This window comes from Flavobacterium tiangeerense (assembly GCF_007830355.1).
In the GTDB taxonomy this organism is placed as follows: domain Bacteria; phylum Bacteroidota; class Bacteroidia; order Flavobacteriales; family Flavobacteriaceae; genus Flavobacterium; species Flavobacterium tiangeerense.
On the sequence record NZ_VLKO01000003.1, the window covers coordinates 231 to 20,439 of the forward strand.

16 protein-coding genes are annotated in these 20,209 nt (G+C 33.5%); 11 read left to right on the plus strand and 5 right to left on the minus strand.

The features are described 5' to 3' along the window. From IQ05_RS03280 to IQ05_RS03295, 4 genes are all read right to left on the minus strand, one after another. Positions 1 to 1,886, minus strand: a 1,886-nt coding sequence (locus IQ05_RS03280) for a PorP/SprF family type IX secretion system membrane protein (protein ID WP_144890510.1), incomplete at its 3' end; no start/stop codon positions are given. A 1-nt stretch (position 1,887) separates the two neighbouring features. Then, a complete protein-coding gene (locus IQ05_RS03285; RefSeq protein ID WP_144889806.1) occupies positions 1,888 to 3,345 on the minus strand; it encodes a T9SS type B sorting domain-containing protein in 1,458 nt (485 codons plus the stop codon). 44 nt (positions 3,346 to 3,389) lie between these two features. Next, complete coding sequence (locus IQ05_RS03290; protein ID WP_144889808.1) at positions 3,390 to 4,691, minus strand: hypothetical protein; 1,302 nt, start codon at positions 4,689 to 4,691, stop codon at positions 3,390 to 3,392. A gap of 54 nt (positions 4,692 to 4,745) precedes the next feature. Beyond that, positions 4,746 to 5,186: a hypothetical protein gene (locus tag IQ05_RS03295; RefSeq protein WP_144889809.1), complete on the minus strand. Its 441-nt coding sequence runs from the start codon at positions 5,184 to 5,186 to the stop codon at positions 4,746 to 4,748. Positions 5,187 to 5,982: 796 nt separating this feature from the next. Between IQ05_RS03295 and IQ05_RS03300 the strand changes: the two genes are divergently transcribed. From IQ05_RS03300 to IQ05_RS03330, 7 genes are all read left to right on the plus strand, one after another. After that, on the plus strand, positions 5,983 to 7,131 hold the full coding sequence (locus IQ05_RS03300; protein ID WP_144889811.1) for a DNA polymerase III subunit: 1,149 nt from the start codon (positions 5,983 to 5,985) through the stop codon (positions 7,129 to 7,131). 5 nt (positions 7,132 to 7,136) lie between these two features. Continuing rightward, positions 7,137 to 7,520 carry a DoxX family protein gene (locus IQ05_RS03305; RefSeq protein WP_144889813.1) on the plus strand — a complete coding sequence of 128 codons (384 nt, stop codon included), beginning with the start codon at positions 7,137 to 7,139 and terminating at the stop codon, positions 7,518 to 7,520. A 35-nt stretch (positions 7,521 to 7,555) separates the two neighbouring features. Next, a complete protein-coding gene (locus tag IQ05_RS03310) occupies positions 7,556 to 8,065 on the plus strand; it encodes an acyl-CoA thioesterase (RefSeq protein ID WP_086454887.1) in 510 nt (169 codons plus the stop codon). Between the two features lie 182 nt (positions 8,066 to 8,247). Then, the gene (recA, locus tag IQ05_RS03315) at positions 8,248 to 9,255 is read left to right on the plus strand and encodes a recombinase RecA (RefSeq protein WP_144890513.1); all 1,008 of its coding nucleotides are present in this window, start codon (positions 8,248 to 8,250) and stop codon (positions 9,253 to 9,255) included. 153 nt (positions 9,256 to 9,408) lie between these two features. Next, positions 9,409 to 9,819 carry a hypothetical protein gene (locus tag IQ05_RS03320; RefSeq protein ID WP_144889815.1) on the plus strand — a complete coding sequence of 137 codons (411 nt, stop codon included), beginning with the start codon at positions 9,409 to 9,411 and terminating at the stop codon, positions 9,817 to 9,819. A gap of 15 nt (positions 9,820 to 9,834) precedes the next feature. Next, complete coding sequence (locus IQ05_RS03325) at positions 9,835 to 10,383, plus strand: RNA polymerase sigma factor (RefSeq protein WP_144889817.1); 549 nt, start codon at positions 9,835 to 9,837, stop codon at positions 10,381 to 10,383. Next, positions 10,373 to 11,773 carry an autotransporter outer membrane beta-barrel domain-containing protein gene (locus tag IQ05_RS03330; RefSeq protein ID WP_144889819.1) on the plus strand — a complete coding sequence of 467 codons (1,401 nt, stop codon included), beginning with the start codon at positions 10,373 to 10,375 and terminating at the stop codon, positions 11,771 to 11,773. The genes IQ05_RS03325 and IQ05_RS03330 overlap by 11 nt, the downstream gene beginning before the upstream one ends. On the opposite strand, the gene IQ05_RS03335 is transcribed toward IQ05_RS03330, so the two are convergent. Then, the gene (locus tag IQ05_RS03335) at positions 11,757 to 12,518 is read right to left on the minus strand and encodes a lysophospholipid acyltransferase family protein (RefSeq protein WP_144889821.1); all 762 of its coding nucleotides are present in this window, start codon (positions 12,516 to 12,518) and stop codon (positions 11,757 to 11,759) included. The genes IQ05_RS03330 and IQ05_RS03335 overlap by 17 nt on opposite strands. A 245-nt stretch (positions 12,519 to 12,763) precedes the next feature. Between IQ05_RS03335 and trpS the strand changes: the two genes are divergently transcribed. The 4 genes from trpS to IQ05_RS03355 all read left to right on the plus strand — a co-directional run bounded on the left by trpS (position 12,764) and on the right by IQ05_RS03355 (position 19,923). Further along, on the plus strand, positions 12,764 to 13,738 hold the full coding sequence (trpS, locus tag IQ05_RS03340) for a tryptophan--tRNA ligase (RefSeq protein ID WP_144889823.1): 975 nt from the start codon (positions 12,764 to 12,766) through the stop codon (positions 13,736 to 13,738). Between the two features lie 262 nt (positions 13,739 to 14,000). Beyond that, positions 14,001 to 14,453, plus strand: coding sequence for a hypothetical protein (locus IQ05_RS03345; protein WP_144889825.1), 453 nt, complete (start codon positions 14,001 to 14,003; stop codon positions 14,451 to 14,453). 700 nt (positions 14,454 to 15,153) lie between these two features. Further along, positions 15,154 to 18,159, plus strand: a complete 3,006-nt coding sequence (locus IQ05_RS03350; protein ID WP_144889827.1) for a choice-of-anchor J domain-containing protein — start codon at positions 15,154 to 15,156, stop codon at positions 18,157 to 18,159. A 54-nt stretch (positions 18,160 to 18,213) separates the two neighbouring features. Then, positions 18,214 to 19,923: a T9SS type A sorting domain-containing protein gene (locus IQ05_RS03355; RefSeq protein WP_144889829.1), complete on the plus strand. Its 1,710-nt coding sequence runs from the start codon at positions 18,214 to 18,216 to the stop codon at positions 19,921 to 19,923. Positions 19,924 to 20,209 lie beyond the last annotated feature (286 nt).

A 20,209-nucleotide genomic window follows, 5' to 3' on the forward strand; every position in this document is an offset into this window, starting at 1 on the left:
TTAGCATCTGCAGCTAATTTGGCTTTGGTTTCTGCTTCTGATTTTGCTTTGGCGTCTTCAGCTTGTTTCGCAGCTTCGGCATCTGCTTTCGCTTTGGTATCAGCAGCTTTTTTCGCCGCTTCTGCATCTGCTTTTGCTTTAGCTTCTGCAGCTAATTTCAGTTTTGAAGCTTCAGCATCCGCTTTCGCTTTGGCATCTGCTGCTAATTTGGCTTTCGTTTCTGCATCCGCTTTCGCTTTGACATCAGCAGTTTGTTTGGCCGCTTCTGCATCTGCTTTTGCTTTAGCGTCAGCAGCTAATTTCAGTTTTGCAGCTTCTGCATCCGCTTTCGCTTTGGCATAAGCAGCTTGTTTGGCCGCTTCGGCATCTGCTTTTGCTTTAGCATCTGCTGCTAATTTGGCTTTGGCAACCTCTTCAGGTTTAGGTTTGTTTGCAGCTTGTTTAGCAGCTTCGGCATCTGCTTTCGCTTTAGCATCGGCGGCTAGTTTGGCTTTAGCAACTGCTGCTTGTTTCACAGCCTCAGCATCAGCTTTGGCTTTGGCATCGGCAGCTAGTTTCGCTTTGGTTTCTGCTTCTGATTTTGCCTTAGCTTGCGCAGCTTGTTTGGCTGCCTCGGCATCCGCTTTCGCTTTTGCATCTGCCGCTAGTTTTGTTTTCGCATCTGCTGCAGCAACAGGAACAACTACTTTAGCCTTAGCATCAGCCAATTGTTTGGCTCTTGCATCAGCAGCATCAGCAATTGCTTTCTCACGGTTCAATCTGTTCTCTTCTGCTTTTGCTTTTGCTTGTGCTTCTTTATCTTGTCTTGCTTTTTGAGCAGCATCTGCTACGGCTTTAGCCTTAGCAGCTTTTAAATCATTTTCTTTTTGTATATCTGAAGCTGATTTTTGTGTCACTTTAGGTGTTGACGGTGGTCTTGGAACCGATTTAGGTTCTAATTTTGGGAGTATCGAACCTTCTTCCTCATCCTCATTACTATACTTGCCACTGAACTTGTAGGCTAAAACAATTTCATGCGAAGGTCCAAATTGAGTAAAATTACCCAATGCTTTTTCATAGTTATATTCCAAAGCAATTCTGGATGTAAGATTAAGTCCTATCCCCGCTGAAACACCGTGAAATGAATTGTAACCTGCTTGTGCCCAAACTCCGTTAGGAATACTGAACATCATTAAACCAGAAAGTATAGTTTGTTCTTTTTTAATCTCAGTACGAACAAGACCCGAAAATTTACTTCGGTCAAAGAAACCATTACTGTCAATAAAACCCGTATACATTATATGTGCTTGTAGTGCTCGTTGTGGGTCATCTTGCACCATTTGTGATGTTTCTAAATTATACAGAACCGCATTGTTTAGAGCAAGTCCAAAATCAAAAAAAGCTGTTCCGTAGTTGATCCCTGGACTTACAACTAGTAAGGAATTTGAAGGAACTAATCCTAATGCAGGGTCGGTATAATTACTAACTACTTTACCTGTATTAATTCCACTTTTATAAAAACCTAGATTTAAACCAAAAGTAAGATTATTGTCTTCACTGAGATATACATTTTGTGCAAAGTTGGCCACTCCACCAAATGTTGTAAGTACGCCATAATTTTGTTGAAACAATCCTATACCAATTCCTTGATTTTCACCAAAACGTCCAGAATAACTCGCCAAATACGTTTGCGGCGCATTTTCAAATTGCACCCATTCCCGCTTATTAAAAATGGTCGCGTATGAGTTTTGCTCTCTAGCAAAACTAAAAGCAGGATTGATTAAAAATTTATGGAACTTAAGTGAATTTCTAACTGGTATATTGAAAGAGACCACACCATTATCTTGTGAATGGATAGTCTGAAGTAAACAGAAAAAAAAACAAAAACTAAAAAAAATATTTTTCATGTTACCTAATTACTGTGATGGAACCCTTTTTAATCGTATTATCTTGAGTTGTTATGATATAGTAATAAATGGGATTCACAGATTTAAAATCCAGTTGCTCTTCTGGCCAATTATTTTGATAATTTGTAGTATTCAAAACCATTTCACCCCTTGCATTTAAGACCACCACCGATGTGTTTGTACCACTTATATATTGTTGTGGAATGATCCAAGTATCATTGATACCATCATTATTAGGACTTATTATATTTGGAATTAAAACCACATTAGGATCTACGAAAGGAAAACGGATTTCAAATGGAAATTCTTTTTTTGAAATGCAACCGGTAGTTTGTGTTATGGTTAAAGAATAATTTCCTTCTTGAGTTGCATTAAATGTATTTGTAGTGGCTGATGGTATCAAAGTACCATTCAAGAACCATTCAAAAGTAGGATTATTTGCTGATGTAGTTGCTACTATTTGCTTAGTTTCTCCTTCCTTGATAATTGTTGTTCCTGTGACATTTAAGGAACTTGTAAAAGGTACATTTACTAGATTGATGGCTCCTGTAAAGGTACAGCCTCCAAAATCAACTCTAACCGTATAATTCCCAGCTGTAGTGGTATTATAATTTTGGCTAGTGGCGCCCACAATGGCGACATCGTTTAAAAACCACTGGTAGGTATTTCCAGCTTGTGTACTTAATGTTGTTGGCCCTTCTGACGGACAAAATGGATTTCCTTTGCTTGACGTAACAATTGCAGCTGTATTAGAAGCTTCACTCACAATAACTCTATTGGAATATGAATCGGAAGTACACGTACCGTAATTGGTTTCTACATAATACCTTCCTGGTGCAGTAACAGTAAGACTAGGAGTTGTGGCTATAGGTACTAAACTAGGTTCTTTAAACCATTTAAAAGTCAGTGATGGATATTTTAAAGGAGAATCATTAGTTCCTGTTCCCGGATTGTCAATGGTCAATACATACGAACCACCTCTACAATACGTGGCGTTTTGATTGAAATTATTGATAGAAAATTGTGTGTCTTGTAACTTGTAATAAGCCGCAAATGCGTTAGAACTAGGACTAGTTGCTACAGGAGCAGTACTGCGTACTCTGATTCTGAAGTTTTCACCTCCCGTTGTGATAGGAACTGCAAAAACAAAAGTTCTTGAGGAAAGTGTGGCAGAATTTGGTTTCTCTGTGAAACTAAGAGCTATTGGAGTGGAAAAATTTCCCACTCCATCGGACAGCTCTAGTATAAATTGATTTGAGGCGCTTAATGATCCCGCAGGATTGAATGAAAAACTAACCTCAAAACTATTAAAAGTACTATTTGCACAAATTTTAGTAAAACCAAGTGAAGGCTTGTTTATTGTAAATTGTGCGTGTAAGGAATTAACTGCTAATAAAAACAGCAATAAAAATAAAAATTGATAAGCTTTAAAAATAGTAGGGGGGCGTCTACATTTCATAATTAGTTTTGCATCAACTTGTCAGCTACTTTAATACAGCATCCTTAATTAGACGCTGTAATTTTTGATAATTGTAAACGGAAATCCGGTCTTTTTTCATTGGCAAAGTCAATAAAAGTCTCTGCATTATTACTGTTTGGCGAAAAGTAATTAAACAGGTTGGTTTGACCGTAATAAGACTCTAAATCTTCATTATTAGAGTTATCAACAATAAAGATGTTTCCTTTACAGTTATTAAAGTACATAGATTCAAACTTAATTTTAGCTAAGTTCTCTTCATTCATTTGAATTTTGTTATCCAATAAAACTGCCGGTTTGAAACCAGAGATTACAGTACGCTTGCAATTGAGTGAAGCATTTTCAGCAATATAAATGGCCTCTTTAACTAAACCTGATTCAATATCAGCATTAATATTAGCACTATTGTTAACAAGTGTTAAATTAGTGGCTACCACCAATGTCTGTTTTTTAGAAAAATCCACTTCTTCTTTCTTATTGTAAGAAGCAATGTCTAAACATCTGGAACCATTTTTACTTGATAAAAAGGAAGAACGAATGGCAAGAGAGTTTGTCAAGCTACTTTGAGCACCATAATTAAAACGGTAATCATCATTACTAGATTTGTATGAAACAACTTGAGATAAATTGGTATCACCACCAAAAATTTCAAATGAATTCCCACCAGAGAAACTAATCATTATATTTTGTAAAATGGTTTTGTTTCCAACACCTGCCAAAAAAAGAGAATTTAAATTTCCTCCACCTGTTGAAAGCTTTGATCCAGCAAATTCAATGCGAACGTATCTCATAATACCAGAATTCCCAGCAGGATTATTACCACCGTAAGATGTTAAAGTCGGAATAAAATCCGTACTACTTCCTGTATTTACTGATGCAACACCTCCAAATTTATTTAAAGGAGCATCACCTAATATTACAATACCACCCCAATCTCCAGCTTTTCTCAAACTGCGATTCGAAGTAAAGACAATAGGATCTGTTTCTAGACCATCTGCAATGATACTAGCACCTTTAGTAATTATTAAAGTTCCTTTGGTATCAAAGTCTCCAATAATTTTAGTTCCAGGTTCAATAGTAAGCACGGCGTTGTTAGTCACATAAACATTACCTTGTAGCAAGTAAATATTTTTCTTGTACAATTTAGTATTTGCAGTTATGTTAACTGCCAATATTTGATTGGCTTCTCCGTAATCTACTTTGTTAGACTTAAACTCGGTCCAGTTATTCAACCAATTATTAAGTCCAATAATTCCTTTTTCTTGCTGTGCCTGAGCAGTTGAAATTACCAATAGAAAAATTGTTAAAATTCGGGGGAAATTTTTCATGGGATTAAAATTTAATTATTTATTATATATTAAGAATAGGAAAGAAAGTATCCATTACAATCCTTCAAATTCATGCAATGATTTCATTGTGGTTTCAAAAAATAATATTGCTGCAACCAATGTGTTTTTATCAGCATAAGGCAACATTTTCTTTTGGAAATCTGTAGATACAACTAGAAAATCTTGTGTTCCTTGAGCCACATCTTCTAATGCTTTTTTATTTACTGCATCATTAGGAATGCCTAAATCAGATATGGTTACTCCTGGCAATTTTGCTAGGGCAATGTTTGGCAAGATCTTAACAAGCACTCTTACACGTTCTGTGTATAGCTCAATTAGCTCTCCTTTTTGCATCGATTTCAATTGATCTAAATCATGAAATGTTCTTATGGAAGCATCTTTACTAATTATGCTTCTTTCTACAACTTTCGCTTGTGAAAAGGCAGCACCCGTCGACATTAAAAAAAAACTTAAAACAATAACTTTCGCTTTCATAATATTATATTAAAAAAATTTATTTAAGGTAACAAATCTAAACATTTAAACTTAAAACAACATACGTTTTTATTTTTATTTTGGTTTTGGTGTTGAATTGTTAACAATTTTTGGTTAATAAGTTCCCAATGCCTTTGTTTTATTGGTTTTTTTTAATTAGAAACATTACAAATAATGTGGAGTTTACTAATTTTCGTTCAAAACTCAAGTGCATTTAGGGTAAATTTACATTTTTTAACAATCCATACCGTATTAAAAACAAATCAAAACGCCTATAACCACGTATTTATACCTATATGATTCTTAAAAGTAATAAAAGTTGCTTAATTATTACGTTTTTTTAAAAAAAATCTTTAGTTGCTTCTTAGCTTATCAACTTGTGCTTCCCTTTTAAAATAAAATATGAAAGTACAAATACATGTTATAAAGCATATTACAAAAGGAATGCCAAAAAATACAAAACCTTAAAAATAAATTAAAAAAAAGTTAAAAACACGTGTCAGCTCCCATAAATGTTAAATAAAAAAAAATTTATAAAATTTTAAAAAACATTAACATCCCTTTTAAACAATTCATTTGAAGGAGTTCTTATTTAAAAAAATAAAAAATGTTTAACGACTTAATAAAAAGTAATTTCAATACTATGAAACTTATTAAGAAATTCAGGATTTGGTTAACCAAAAAAAAACATATCGTAATCTAGGTTTTCTAATATGTGAATGGAGAAAGACCACTCTTTTTTAAAATTAAAAATTGAAAAATTTATGTCTCAATCATTTTCTATTATCTTTGCTTCATGCAATTTTCAGATATATTAGGGCAAGAGCACATTAAGAGTCACTTGACAAAAAATGCTAGTTTGGGAAGGATTCCACACGCGCAACTGTTTGTTGGGCCTGAGGGTTCTGGGACATTGCCCATGGCTATAGCCTATGCACAATACATTATTTGCAATAACTCAAACGGAGAAAACAGTGATGTTAATGCCGCTTGCAACATCAAATTTGAGAAATTTGCACACCCTGATTTGCATTTTATTTACCCTACAGTTAGCACTGATGCTATAAAAGGAAAACCCAAAAGCTTAGATTTTATTACGGAATGGAGGGGATTCATAGAAAAAAAACCGTTCGGTAGCTTGTTTGACTGGTACCAAGTATTAGACGTAAAAAACAAACAAGGGGAAATAAGAGTTGAAGATGCACAAGAGATTTTGAAATCACTAGCTCTTAAATCATTTGAAGGAGGTTACAAAATCATGATTGTATGGATGGCTGATAAGCTGAACATACCCGCCTCTAATAAATTATTGAAATTATTAGAAGAACCAAGTGATAAGACTGTGTTTATTTTAATTTCTGAAAACGAAGAAGACATTATACAAACCATTCGCTCTCGCTGTCAAGTATTGCATTTTAATGGTTTAAGTGAATCAACAATAGCCCAAGCTTTAGAAAAAGAATGGGAAGTTGATGCCGCAACAGCGCAAAAAATAGCACACCAAGCACAAGGAAATTATAATAAAGCCCAGCAATTGTTGCAACCCAATAGAGATACCGATTTTTTTGAAAAATGGTTTGTTGACTGGGTACGTGCCGCATTTAGGGCAAAAGGAAATGCTGCAGCCATTCAGGATTTGATACAATGGAGTGAACAAATAGCGGTCTTAGGTAGAGAAACCCAAAAGGAATTTTTACAGTTTTGCATCGAAATGTTCCGACAAGCCTTGTTACTTAACTATCAAACACCATCTCTTGTTTACATAGAACCTAAAGTAGAGAAGTTCAAACTAGAGAATTTTGCTCCTTTTGTAAACGGAAATAACATTTTTGACATCTATAAAGAACTATCGGATGCCATGTATCACATTGAAAGAAATGGAAATGCCAAAATTATCCTAACCGACTTGTCTATAAAACTAACACGATTAATCCATAAAAAATAAAACCTATGAACAACACTACTTCAATTTTAATTTTAATTTTTTTGGCTATTACCTTTTTACAATCCAGTTATGACAAACTGTTTTATTGGAAAGATAATGTGGAATGGCTAAAAGGACATTTTGCCAATACACCGCTTAAAAATCAAGTGCCACTGGCTTTGCTCAACATTCTCGTTCTAGAACTAATTACGGGAATATTAAGTGTTGTAGGTTGCATTGAATTGTTCATCAATAACGGAAGAGTGTTTGGGTATTACGGAGCTGTATTTGCATGTATTACCTTATTGATGCTGCTTTTTGGTCAGCGTTTGGCCAAGGATTATGATGGAGCAAGAACCATTGTAATTTACTTTATACCCGCTATTTTAGCCGTATATTTGTTGAACTAAATTATTATTTTTAGAAAAAAGAACTTTTTATATTTATGACACCAAAAAATCCATCTGAGTCTTTAACAACACTCACCGATCTTGTTTTACCGAGTGAAACAAATCCTTTGAACAACCTTTTTGGAGGAGAATTGCTGGCAAGAATGGATCGTGCTGCAAGTATAGCTGCAAGAAGACATTCCCGCCGAATTGTAGTTACCGCATCTGTAAATCATGTTGCGTTCAATAGAGCCATTCCGCTAGGGAGCGTAGTTACTGTTGAAGCTAAAGTTTCGAGAGCTTTTAAAAGTTCAATGGAAATATATATTGATATTTGGGTAGAGGATAGAGAATCTGGAAATAAAACCAAAGCAAACGAAGCCATCTATACCTTTGTAGCTGTAGATGACACTGGTAGACCTGTAGAAGTACCCCAAATTGTTCCCGAAACAGAACTGGAAAAACAACGTTTTGAAGCAGCACTTAGACGTAAACAATTGAGCTTAGTTTTGGCTGGAAAAATGAACCCGCACGACGCCACAGAATTGAAGGCTTTGTTTACCTAATAACGATAAACTAGAAAATAGATTTCAAATTTTTATCGAAAGGAAAAATTGTAATTGAAAAAGAAGTATTTTTACAAGAACAATATATTAATTGCAATAATCAAATTGTGGCTACCAAGGTACACCACTTAAATTCATAGCGTTACAAACAAAAATAGATGAAAGAAAAGGTAAAAGAGAAGATGAGTACAGAAAAAGAATCTAAATTAAAAGCGTTACAACTTACGCTTGACAAACTAGACAAGACCTACGGAAAAGGTACTGTGATGAAAATGGGAGATAAAGCCATCGAAGAAGTAGAAACAATTTCTTCGGGATCTTTAGGAATAGATTTGGCTCTTGGCGTAAATGGATATCCAAAAGGAAGAATTATTGAAATCTACGGACCAGAATCATCAGGTAAAACAACTTTAACGTTGCATGCTATTGCCGAAGCTCAAAAAGCAGGTGGAATTGCAGCTTTTATAGATGCAGAACACGCATTTGATAGAAATTATGCAGAAAAATTAGGGGTAGATATTGAAAACCTAATTATATCTCAACCTGATAACGGAGAACAAGCCTTAGAAATTGCTGAAAACTTAATTCGCTCAGGCGCTATTGATATTGTAGTAATTGACTCCGTTGCTGCCTTGACTCCAAAAAGTGAAATTGAAGGAGAAATGGGTGATTCTAAAATGGGATTGCACGCTAGATTGATGTCACAAGCTTTAAGAAAATTAACTGGAACCATAAGCAAAACAAATTGTACGGTATTTTTCATCAACCAGTTGAGAGAGAAAATCGGGGTTATGTTTGGTAATCCAGAAACTACAACGGGTGGTAATGCCTTGAAATTTTATGCATCTGTACGATTAGACATTCGTCGTTCTACACAAATAAAAGATGGTGATAATGTTTTAGGAAACAGAACCAAAGTAAAAGTGGTTAAGAACAAAGTTGCTCCACCATTTAAAGTAGCCGAATTTGATATCATGTATGGCGAAGGAATTTCAAAAACAGGTGAGATATTAGACTTAGCCGTTGAATTTGAAATTATTAAGAAAGCTGGTTCTTGGTTTAGTTATGGCGAAACCAAATTAGGACAAGGTCGTGATGCTGTTAAAACCTTAATTAAAGACAATCCAGAATTAGCCGATGAGCTAGAGCTAAAAATTAAAGCTAGAATTAAAGAATTAGCTGGAGAATAATTTTTTAAAAACCCGATTTTATCGGGTTTTTTTTGGTTTAAACGCAACCTTTTTATCAAAGATACCTCTATTTAAAAAAACAAATGTTTGGGCCGAAAATACAATTCAACCCAACCCTTTGAAATAAGTGTCGAATTCTAAAAATGTAAAAAGATGAAAAAAATTATTGCTTTAGCACTATTATGGGCCTCTTTCCTGTCTTGTAGCCCAGAAAATGATTACCCTAATTACAATTATGAAGTATTGCCAGTGGCTAGTTATGAAGTTCCTGCCTCTTTTAAGCTAGGGGAAACCTACACCATTACACTCAAATACCAAAAACCAACTAGTTGCTATGGATATCAAGGGATTTACTACGATAAGAACCTCAACATAAGAACCATTGGTATACAAGCTGTAGTAGATAAAGATCAAATTTGTAACCAAGCGTTGCCTCCTTTATCTGAAGTTTCTTTTCAGTTTTATGTAACCAATACGGGATCGTATATTTTTAAATTTTACAAAGGCAAAGACGCTAATGGGGTGTCGCAATTTGAAGAAAAAGAAATTAAAGTGGAAAACTAAATAGAACATCCAAACGTGGGGTTAGATCAAATCATTGCAAACTGTAAAAAAAACTGTCCAAAAGCACAAGAGGAGCTGTATGTACTGTTTGCAAAAAAACTTTTTGGAGTCTGCCTCAAATATTCTAAGAGTTATTCAGATGCACAAGACAATTTGCATGATGGTTTTATACTCATCTTGGATAAAATCAATCAATTTAGCAACAAGGGTTCATTTGAAGGTTGGGCTAAAAGAGTTATGATTAACAATGCCTTACAAAAATTTAAAGACGTACGGTTTTTAAATATTGTGGATACCGACCTAGCTGAAGAAGAAATTACAATTGATGATGAACCCATAGCACTGGAAACGCTACTCAAAATGGTACAAGAATTACCTGATCAATACCGTTTAGTATTTAGTCTATATGTACTAGACGGCTATTCACACAAGGAAATTGCCGAAATACTAAAAATCACTACGGGTACAACCAAATCAAATTTGGCTCGAGCCCGAATGATTTTGAGAGAAAAAATAAATTCTTATACCGGTAACACTACTAGAACAAAATACAATGCACGATAAAAAAAATATAGACCGGTATTTTCAAGAGCAATTTAAGGATTTTGAAGCCCAACCTGAGCCACAGGTGTGGGAGGCTATTGAACTGAGTTTACGCAAAAGAAAGAAAAGACGAAAGGTTTTACCGTTCTGGCTTAAAATAAGTGGAATTGCAGCCTCATTATTGGTAGGGTTATTGCTAGTTCAAAAAACACAATATGCGAGCTCAAAACCTGTAATAAAGATCGTAAACCAATCAAAAGCTAGTGAAAAAGAAACGCTCCTCAAAAAAAGGTTCACAACCAAACCTGAACTCATTGATAAGGAGCTTCAACAAGTAGTGACTAACCAACAACCAACTCAAACGAATTATGAAAAAACTATACGAGTTACTGGACCTAAAATCAATTCGAACCAAAAGAAGAATAAAAAGGATTATCTCGTTCATATCCAAAAAAATAATCCATCGGTAAGTACAAACGCTGCGATAGCTTCGGAAGGATTAGCATTAGCACAACAACAAGATAACAGTGTCGTTGCAAAAGAAATCACAGCTGTACAAAATGCACAATCAAAGAAGCCAATTGCTAACAGTGAAATGTCTAACAAATCACAAGCCCTATCAAATGAAGAGGTGAGCGCTACAAAAAACTCTTTAGAAGAAATTTTAAGAGATAAAAATACAACTCCAGAATCTAACCTAACAAAGGGTAACAAATGGAAAATAACACCTACTGTTGCCGCCTTATATCTGAACACAAACAGCAGCGGATCCGCACTGGATCCTCAACTGACTCAAAACAAAAAAACGAATGACAACTCAGCGAGTTATGGGATTGGTATACACTATGCTTTGACCCAAAAGATGAGCCTGCGCAGTGGAATAAACAGGTTGGCGTTAGGGTACAATACAAACAATGTATCTTATACTGTTGGATTACGAAGTAATAGCGTATCAAACATTAATTTCACGAATTCCTCATCTATTGAAATCACTAACAACGAAAGCCGTTCTACTTTATCTGGTTTTGAGAAAAACTTACAAAAAAACAACGTAGGAGCACTAAACCAACAGATGAATTATTTTGAAATCCCTTTTGAAATGTCCTATGCGTTAATCGATAAAAAAATAGGAATACATCTCATTGCAGGGGTCAGCACATTACTTTTAAATGATAATGAAGTCCGATTAGAATCTAATTCATTCAATGAAAGACTTGGCAGTGCAACCAACTTAAATTCGCTACACTTTAGTACTAATTTTGGCTTTGGAGTACGCTACAAACTCATAAAATCATTTCAACTCAGTTTAGAGCCCATGCTCAAGTACCAAATCAATACTTTTACAAACAACAGCAGTAACTTTAAGCCGATGGTAATGGGAGTATATACCGGAATTAGTTATGAATTTTAGAAGATCCTGCTGCAAATAACAACAACTGATGGTAAATGGTGGAACGCACTTGATCCCGAATATCTTTTCGATCTACGCCATCAACAGCTGTAGTGGAAACGTGATGATGAAATTTAACACGCATTAGACCTGGACTACCACTCAAAAAAGTAAATGAAAATCGTTTTTTATTATCCGGGAACGTAATGGGCACAATAGGAAGTCCGTGATCTACTGCCAATCTAAAAGCACCATCTTTAAAAGCATCCAATATAATAGATTCATCATCAGGAACACCACCTTCAGGAAAAATACAAATGCTTAAACCTTGTTGAATCCTTTTTTGGGCTCTATCAAAAACTTCTAACCTACTTTTTGATGAATTTCTATCTACAAGAATACACGTTCTTTTGTAGAAAAAACCAAATAAAGGAATCTTAGAGAGTTCTTTTTTACCAACAAAAACAAACGGGTTCTTGGTGATAGCCAGCATCAGCATAATATCAGTCATAGAGGTATGATTGGCCACTAGCATATAACTCTTGTGTGAAATTAAAGCCTCGTCTTCATCAATTTTATAATAAAAACCCATACCAAATAGGATACACTTGGCCCAAATACGAGCCATCTTAAAAAAGTAAGGATACCCACGCTCTGAAACGATAGACAGCACTAAAAAGGGAAACATGACCAGAATGGGTAGTGCCATGAGAACATAAAACCAAACACGCCACAATACCCAAAAAATAATTTTAATTGCATTCATAACTCCAAAAGTAAGAAATCAGAAGGTAAAATACTTCAAAAAAGTCTGGTGTTTTTTTTATGAAAATTAAAACCAAGACTAGCTACAAAATCTTTTGGAAACAAAATACTGATTTATGAAACGCATGACGATGATACTTTACATAAAAACGCTAAGTCCATAAGGCTAGATTGTTTTTAAAAATTACAATTTTGCAGTAATAAATAAAAAACTTTGCGAACTTTGCGGGAAAAGTTAAAATCATAATGGCAAAAATACTTACCGGCGTTCAAAGTACAGGGACACCACATTTAGGAAATCTTCTTGGCGCAATTATACCCGCAATAGCACTCTCAAACAAACCCGAAAATGAATCGTTTTTGTTCATTGCTGATTTGCATTCGGTTACCCAAATAAAAGACGGAGCAACACTAAGAACCAATACCTATAGCACAGCAGCAGCATGGCTGGCTTGCGGATTGAATGTAGAAAAAGTTGTTTTTTACAGACAATCAGATGTGCCACAAACAGCAGAATTGTCTTGGTACTTGAGCTGCTTTTTTCCGTTCCAGCGTTTGACATTAGCACATTCTTTCAAAGACAAATCAGACAGGCTAGATGATGTCAATGCAGGACTGTTCTCCTACCCTATGCTTATGGCTGCTGATATTTTATTGTACGATGCCGAGTTTGTACCAGTAGGAAAAGACCAATTGCAACATTTAGAGATCACCCGTGATGTAGCCTCAAGATTCAATCACCAAATGGGCGAAACCTTTGTGCTTCCTGAAGCCAAAATTCAAGAAGACAGCATGTTGATTCCAGGTACTAATGGTGGAAAAATGAGTAAATCAGCTAATAATATCATCAATATATTTCTGGATGACAAAGCCTTACGCAAACAAGTCATGAGTATTGAAACCGATAGTACACCACTTGAAGATCCTAAAAATCCAGATACGTGTAATGCTTTTGCTATTTATGCTTTATTGGCAACTGAAGAACAATTAGCAGCAATGCGTGCCAATTATTTAGGCGGCAATTACGGTTACGGTCACGCCAAGCAAGCTTTGTTTGAATTGATTTGCGAAACCTTTAAAACCGAAAGAGAAAAATACAACTACTACATGAGCAATCTTAACGAAGTAGATGCGCTTTTAAAAATAGGTGCTCAAAAAGCTTCGGCTGTGGCCAATGGTGTACTAGCAAAAGTGCGCGAAAAACTAGGATTCGAAATATAATTACCTTTGTAAAATAACCGCAGATTCGCAGATTATAGTAATTTTTAATCTGCGAATCTGCGGTACAATACAATTTAAAATGGCGCAAAGTCAGCGAGATTCGCGCGGCACTCCGCAGTTTTTAAGAACGTTTTTTGTGAATACTTCGAGCAGCTGGGTACGAATTATGTTTGTGGCTCATCGTTCTGGGCACGAATTGCAAATCCGCGCTATCGGGTATTTTTAGAACTGCTGCATTTGAAATCAATTTAAAAAAATAATTATGGATACTAATAGAATTAAATTTAATTTTTTTTTATTGAAAAACTTATTTTTATTATACCTCTTTTCAGTGATCATTATTAGTATGATTGATTCATCTCCATTTGTGTTGATAGTTTGCTGGTTATATCTTCTTCTTAGTTTGCCTGTCTTTTTGTTCAATATGTATGAAATAAGACACAATAGAATAATTTCATATATTGTGTTTAGCGGCTTGAATCTTGTGCATTTGATTTCTTACTTGAAAGAAATTTTTACAAAAAAAACAGTAACTGGGTGGCAAAATATAAACGGAATTTTAGTTAAACACACAAAGACATATTATTATTATGAAACGGATAGTGGAACTGTTTATTTTAATTTAATTTCTGCTGGAATTTTTTTGGTTTTGCAGTTTTTTGTTTGGATGATTATAATTAAAAAAATGAGTCAATTTGAAATTGATTTAGAATAAACCCCAATGGCTCGGATATGACTAGTATTCTAGATGGTGCTAGCGCGGAATTGCATTCCGTGCCCACAAAGTTCCCACTGGTGCTAGTTTGCAACGAGTGCCTACTTACCTTCTAAAAAGATTCTTAGCGTTTGCAACGCGGCAACCCGCAATCATAGTCAAATAATACAAGTAAAAACAAAAAAAGCAACACCTAAAATTGTTGCAACGATTGCCCGATCGCGCGGATATATCTCCCAGCTGCTAGAAGTATTCTAAAAAAACGTTATTAAAAATTGCAGGCTGATGTACGAATGACATTACTCTACTAATAGTGAATAAGTTATCGTTCAGGTTATGCAAAGAATCATGACTTTGAGTTTTTTTTAAAAGTTCTTAAAAAAGATAAACGCGATAAAATTCTCACGACCTTTTCTTGTAAATACTTTTAAAATGATTGGCTTATCAAAATGTATAAAAACTACATAATAACAGTTTGGCTATTCTCTAATTTATTTGTTTTCTTCAAGTAGAACTTATAAATTGATAAGCAGATCTGTAGATTTTATATTACGCTTTTCCAAAAAGTCGGGAGACTTTTAGTATGCTTACGTAATGAATATCAATTCATGATACTTCAAAGAGCTGGTATTTAATACATAATGATAGAATGTAAGATACTAAAATATTTTTATACATTTACCGAAAATAACCCAATTTCATGAAAACAGCACATCTATTTAAGAATAGAATTGTAATAATTGTATTCTTAAATTTTTTTATATTTAGTGCAAAGTCACAAGTTGTAAAATTAGATATTAATGGTAATTTCACTATCCAGGGAAATAACTCCACTTATTGGAAATACAGATATAAAGCAACTGGAAGCAATGACGAAACTTATTCAGCATTAATTTATTCAGCTAATATTTCAACGATTAAACTCAATCCGTTTATTTCGTGGGATTTTAGCAGAAATTTTCATAGTATTTTTGCGCAAGCTGGTGCGTGGGAAGACTATTTTACGATAAATTCAGATTATGCTGCTATTTCAAAATCTGTAGGATATAGTTTTAATTTTAATACTTCTGCTATAACTGAAGGCTGGCGTGGGTATAGACTACAAAACACAACGGAAAACTCAAATAGTAATATTTTAGAAACCAACGTTTTGGCTAATGGTTCTACAGGTAAATCTGTGTATATGGGATGGTACTATAACTATGGATTAATATTAGTATCGCCAAAATTAAATGATCTTGCAGCAGATAAAAAATTTTCAATATATGCTAATGGTTTTCAAGGAAATTATCCCCTTGTTTTGGGTACAATTACTGATCCTTATGATCCTACTACTTTCCATCCATTAAAAACAGTGATGATTACTGGTGGTACATTTAATAAAATAGAAGTTTTCTTAAATAATTATAACGGTCAAGATAAATACATCGCAATAAAAAATATGGGTGCTACTGGTGATATTTACCTAGATGATTTTAGTTATGATCAATCTGTAAATTGTTATGACAATACTAATTTAAGTGTGAGCAATGTCAGCGAAGATAAGGCAATAGTGAATTTTAATGCTGATACTGCTCAAACTAGCTGGGAATTACATTTGAAAGACATCACACGTGATATTACACAAACAATTAATATTAGTACAAATAAGAACTATATACTTGAAAACTTAGTAGGCAATACAAACTATGAAGTAAAAGTTAGGGCAAATTGCGCCCCTGGTTTATACTCAAACTGGACACCTGTCCAAACTTTTAGAACTTCATGCTCCACAATATCTAGTGGATATAAAACCTCTTTTTTGGAAACCCCTTTTTTTAATCCTTGTTGGACTAAATTAGAAAGTGGAGCTTCTATTGATCAAGCGCCATTAATAGGTCATACCCTGAAGCCAAGAACTGGAAGTAGATACATTAGCATGGTGAATAAAGTTACTTCTAACACACAAAAATCTTTCATTGTAACACCGTATATTACTGATTTAGATAATACAAAAAGAATTAAGTTTTTCTTAATTAGTGATGTTAATGGATCCGCTTATAACAAAAACTCCTTGACTATTGGTACTATGTCAAATCCAGAAGATGCAAGTACATTTATAGCGCTCAAAACTATTCTACCTTCTGAAATGAATGAAATCAATGGCTTCAAAACTAATGACTATTGGAAAGAACATATTGTTTATTTAGATAATTACAATGTCACTAATAATCATCATTATATTGCAATCAAACAAAATAATTTAGACTCCAATAGCTCTAGATTTAATATAGATGATTTTACATACGAGTCAACACCCGCGTGTAAAGAACCTGTAAATCTTAAACTAATAAAATCTGATTTTGAATCTGCAAAAATAAGTTGGGAAAACATCAATACTCCAAACAATGGAGAATGGGAAATTCAATACGGAGTTTCTGGTTTTGCAATTGGAAACGGAATAACAATCTCTAGTACATCAACAGTATCCACAATAAGCAATTTATCTAGTTTTACAAATTATGACTTTTATGTAAGAAGCAAATGTGGAACTAATTATAGTAATTGGTCTGACAGAGGAGTTTTTAAAACAAAATGCACTGGAGTTACAACTGGATATGCCTACGATTTTGAAAATGATAGTTTTAATTTGAACACTTGTTGGTCAAGAACAACGCCAGATATACGAGATAGATTTTATAGTCCAGATGCGTTTATTAATTATACTACACCACCATATGGAGGTTCATCTACTGCGCATTCTGGAACAAAATTAATAATGATTAATGGTTTTAAAAATAGTCCAGATGTACTAGTAAATGAAAAATCTATTTTAGTAACTCCGAGACTTCTTGATTTAAATAATGAACGAAAAATTTCTTTTTGGGCTTATGTTCCATCAGACAGTTATTCTACATTAACATCAATTCAAATTGGAACCTTGTCAGATCCTGAAGATTATAGCACTTTTGTTCCTTATGAAAGCATTACGACTGGATTTGCAATAAATCAATGGAAAAATTACTCTGTAGATTTTTCAAATTATTATGGTACTAATAAATTTATTGGCATAAGAATGTTTAATAGTAATAAAAGTAATTATTTACTATTCATAGACGATTTTGTTTATACCGATAATCAATGTTCGCGTCCAAGTTCCTTGACAGCTACTCAAAATGGTGTTAGTAGTGCTACGTTAACTTGGAAAACAAACAATAATAATCCCATTAACTGTGAAATTGAATATGGACCAATAGGGTTTACGCCCGGAGCCGGTACACTTTTAACAACTACAAGCTTACCATTAGAAATACCTAATTTAAATTTAAACACTAAATACCAATATAGAGTTAGAAACATCTGTACTACTAATATTGTAAATTGGAGTAATTTATATGAGTTTAAAATATCGTGTACAGTAAATGCTCCTTTTACAGAAAATTTTGATCAATATCCCGCTTCAAATGGATATCTTATTCCTAACTTTTGCTGGAGTACAAACGAAAATTCTAATGAGAATATTTATGCTGGAGTAGGAAGATATCATTTTACAAATTTTAATAGCGCACCAAATTCAGGTTATTTTTACAATTCTAATGATACAAATAAACCTACTTATTTTATATCTCCCTATTTAGGTGATTTTACTAATACGAAGCGAGTTAAATTTTGGATAAATAAAAATAATAGTAGCTCACCACAGGTTGTTACCATTGGAACTTTGTAAAACCCCTTAGACTTAACAACATTTTCGCCATATCAAATTTTAGATACTGCTAATATGCCTGCTTATGGAAAAGAAATAAATGTAGATTTTACTAATTATGTGGGTACAAATAAGCATGTAGCCTTTAAATTAGCCGGTAGTGACTTTTCAAACACTTATAATATTGATGATTTTAGATATTTAGATCAAAACAACTGCATAGAACCAATTAATATCCAGTTTTTAAACATCTCGAGTAATTCTGCATTAGTTAAATGGGACAATACTAATGGCGAGAATGTTGCTATAGAATATGGTATTACTGGGTTTACCCAAGGAACAGGCATCACTGTTAATAGTAATTTAAATGAAGTTTTAATTACAAATTTACAATCATCAACAAAATATGATTTTTATTTTAAAACTACTTGTGCGTCTGGCGAATCTATAATAGTAGGTCCTAAAAATTTTACGACAACATGTGATATAAAACAATTACCATGGATTGAAAATTTTAATAGTTTATCACAATATGGAAATAATTTACTCCCTACTTGTTTTAGTAGACTAGAGGGTGGAACTATTACTTCATACAATAGTCCACTTCTTTTGAAAACTGATTTTTATAATGGGGATCACACCTTAAATGGCAATGGAGATAACACTTATCTATGGATTAATAGTTTTACTGGCCCAAGTGGTTACACAGGAATTATATCTCCAACCTTCAATTTAAAAGCGGGAACTACTTATAAATTTAGTTTAGATGCTAGAAAATCTTACGAATATGATGCACAGAATCTTCGCATGTATGTCGGAAGAGGAAATATGATGCACTATATGGAAACGGAACTTAGCAGAATAGGCCTATTGAGTGAATATAGATACCATTCTAATAGTTTTGTTTTTACACCTATCATCTCGGGTGATTATAGTTTTATTCTTCAAGCACAAGCTTCTGGATCTACAAATATGATATTAGATAATTTTGAATTGAAAGAAGCTTATACAAACATTATTACAAATAACAGTGAAATATTTGATTTTCAAAATAGTGCAAACAATAAATTAATTGTAGAAAACACTAAAAATAGTTTAGCCACAATTCAATCAGAAGTAAATAGTAGTACAAATAAATTACTGAAAATGGCTGGTTCTAATTCTTCGTCAGTTCCATGGATGTCGAATCAAACCAACACTTGGCTAAGTAATCAAAATAATATTACTAAAGTTAATATGAAAATAAACGCCTCAGGAATGACGAGTTTATTTATGTCGTTCGATTTAAAACAAACATTTAATGAAAGCAGTGATGAATCTATGTTTAGAGTAGTTGTAAACGGTAACGTTATTGGAGATGTACTAAAACCAAATTCAATGAATTTAGATCCAATGCGTACTCTACAATATGATTTAACACCTTATGTAGGTGGATTTATTTCTATTTCTATTCAGCATATTGGGAAATCAGCAGTAAATATTGGTGATCACGCCTATTTAGATAATTTAAAATTTAACCAAACATCACTGTTATCAATTGATGAAAATAATTTTATTGGACTCAAATATTATCCAAACCCCGTATCTAATATTTTAAATATTGAAAATAATTATATCATTAATGATATAGAAATCATATCAGTAACGGGTCAGTCAATTTTTAAACAAAGCTATAACGCTAACAAAGTAAGTATTGACACAAAAAAATTATCTAATGGGATATATTTTGTAAAAATTACTTCAGAAAATAAAATCAAGATTATTAAGATAATTGTCTCATCATAAAAATTAATTAAAAAACGTTTTCTTCAGAAGGCGAATGTTATATTAAGTTTGATTAGTTGATTAGTTAATTTGATAAATAAAAACTATTCTTAAAAACGAGCTCTTGGATATGCAAAATTTTCTTTCTTAAAACTTCGCGAGCTTTTGTACACGACCGCTTATATGAAAAATTTTAAAAATACGAGAGAGCGGGAATTACAAAAAAATGTAACAGAATATTAAAGCACGTTAAACATAAATAGCTCGTATCATTTTATCCTTTTGGGAATTAAAAAATTAGAACTCC